The 2,394-nt window shown below is 55.6% G+C and carries 3 protein-coding genes; all 3 read right to left on the bottom strand.

The features are described 5' to 3' along the window. Nucleotides 1-621 (bottom strand): ADP-ribosylglycohydrolase family protein (locus FBQ85_29305; GenBank protein MDL1879229.1); only part of this gene is annotated, 621 nt, incomplete at its 3' end. 82 nt (nucleotides 622-703) lie between these two features. Next, nucleotides 704-2,032 carry an ADP-ribosylglycohydrolase family protein gene (locus tag FBQ85_29300; GenBank protein MDL1879228.1) on the bottom strand — a complete coding sequence of 443 codons (1,329 nt, stop codon included), beginning with the start codon at nucleotides 2,030-2,032 and terminating at the stop codon, nucleotides 704-706. Beyond that, nucleotides 2,029-2,394 (bottom strand): ADP-ribosylglycohydrolase family protein (locus FBQ85_29295; protein MDL1879227.1); only part of this gene is annotated, 366 nt, incomplete at its 5' end. The genes FBQ85_29300 and FBQ85_29295, both read right to left, overlap by 4 nt.

Here is a 2,394-nt window from a genome sequence, read left to right as displayed (position 1 = left end):
GATGCGCAACGCTCGCTGCATGGCAAAAGACAACCATGAGTCCTGCGGAATCGCTTGTAAAGCCGCAGCGATAATCTCATCAACCGGCTTGCCAATCATTGCTGCCGCCACTCCGGCAGCCACCGCCTGCGCGCCCCATATGCCTTCGCGCCAATGACTGATGCTGGCATCGATCTCAGCGAAGTGCGCGGCGCGCGCGGGATTGCCGGCACACACGATGCCGATGGGCGCGACGCGCATCGCAGCGCCGTCACTCATATGATAAGAATTATACTGCCCAGAAAGCGGAGGCAAAATGCCGCGCCGAATGTTGGCGGCTGCTTCTCGTTCGCTGGCGCCGCCGCGATTCATGATCTCCAAAGAGATGACGTGCTTGCGCCAAGCCGCCAGCACATGCTCCAGAGTCAATTCCCCTTTGCATTGCACTAACGTGTCGGCAGTGAGCAACGCAAATTCCGTATCATCAGTGCCGGGCGCCGGCACGCCGGGACGGAAATCCGTCGTGATACCGTAAAGAAAATGGTTGTCCGGCGTGCGCGCCGCATCGCCGAAGGAATCGCCGATGGCCAGGCCGATCAAGCAGCCCAGGGCGCGATCATGGAGTGTTTTTTGATCAAGCATGAGAAAGTTGAACTAGAAAGGATGAACATGGTTTCGGATTCGAGCGTCGTATCATGTGCAAACATCTCAACAAGAAAAACTCTCACGCAACGGCTTGCCGCATGGTGCGCCGCGCCAAATCATCGAAAGCGGCGTTGTCAAAGCCTTTCAAACTGCTGCGGATGCGATTGTGCAAAGGCGCAATCCATTTTTCCGGCAAATGTTTCGCGCCGCGCATTGTTCCGAGAATGGAACCAACGGTTGCGCCGTTGCTGTCCGTATCCCACCCTCCCATGACGACATAACAGATTGCGCGTTCGTAGTCGCCATCGCTGTACAATAACGCCGCAGTCACCAATGCGGCATTGTTAATGGTATGCACCCAATGAAAGTGTCCGAATTTCTCATAAAGCCGGTCCACGGCATTTTCCCAATTTTTTTCTTTATCATAAAGCGCGAGCACAAATTCAATCGCCTGCGCCAGACGCGACTCTTGCGGAATCTGCTGCAAACCTTGCGCAATGAGTTGGCGAGGTTCTGAAACCACAAACGCCGCGGAAATGGCCGCAGCGAAAAACATTTCCCCGTAGATACCGTTGCCGGTGTGACTCAAACGCGCATCGCGCCATGCCCGCTCGGCCGCTGCCTGCGGGTCGCCCGGCGAAATCCATCCCCACAAATCCGCGCGAATTTGCGCACCGATCCATTCGCGATAGGGATTGCAGCGGGTAGCTGTTTGCGGCGGCCGCCATCCTTGCAGCAAATTTAAATAGGCCACGCGTTCCGCTGTAAACGTTGACAACACCGGCAGCATGCTCAACCAGCATTCGGCAATATTCTCCGTGGTAAAATTCAATCCGTAGATTTCGAGAACGCGCAGATTGACCATGGGATAATTCATATCATCATCCTCGGGCATGCACACGAGATGTTCCCGCAAACTCTCACCTCCCGAATGGCGATTCCACGGAAATTTTTGCAGCAATTCTTGCGGCATGCCTGCCGCGGTGATGTAATCCGAAAGCGGCCAGGTGCCGTTCGATTCCAACAACTGGCGAATAACGGCGCGTGGATGTTTTTCCACCGGCTTGCCCAGTGCGCAGCCGGCGGCGCGGCCCAACCATCCCCCTAAAATACGATCATATAAATCTATTTCACTGAGAGCCGCCTTTGCCACGGGCGCTGGCCGGGCGGGTCGCGACGCCGCAATCTCCGCTATATCTGAAGGCTCATCACGCTGCGGTTTCGCGCCCATGTCAACAATTTCATGCAACAGGGCTAGCGCGTGCTGCCGCAATTCATTTTCATCCAAAGCAACACGCTGCATATCATTCCACCGTTGTTGCAAAGGCGCAACCTCACCGCCTTGCTCGCGCTGCTGTCGCAATTCATGCTGCACCAGTTCGATCGGGTCGATCCAGGAGATCTTCACGCAACACCCCTCGCTTGCGCCAAATCGGCAAGCTGTTCAACGAGTGCGATATAATCAACTCCGCACAAAGCAGGAATGCACAGACCCCGCAATTCTTGCAGGCGCGTGCCCCAACTCGACGGCAGAATATCATGTTTGGCCATTGCGCCACACAGCGCGCCCACAAATGCCGGCACAGAATCAGCCGTTTTCGCAAAAGTTGTTGCCATCATCATGGCCGCTTCAAACTCGCCGCGCGTTTGCTTAACAATGGCCAGGGTTAGCGCAAAGGTTTCCGGCGCAACGTTGCCATAGTTGTACTCGCGATTGATGATCGCCTCGCTCAATGATGGCACAACAGCCAGTGTGGATTGTGAGGGATC

The sequence above is a fragment of the Cytophagia bacterium CHB2 genome, assembly GCA_030263535.1.
Taxonomy (GTDB): domain Bacteria; phylum Zhuqueibacterota; class Zhuqueibacteria; order Zhuqueibacterales; family Zhuqueibacteraceae; genus Coneutiohabitans.
Note: the sequence above shows the minus strand (reverse complement) of the source record. Positions and strands in the feature narration are given on the sequence as shown.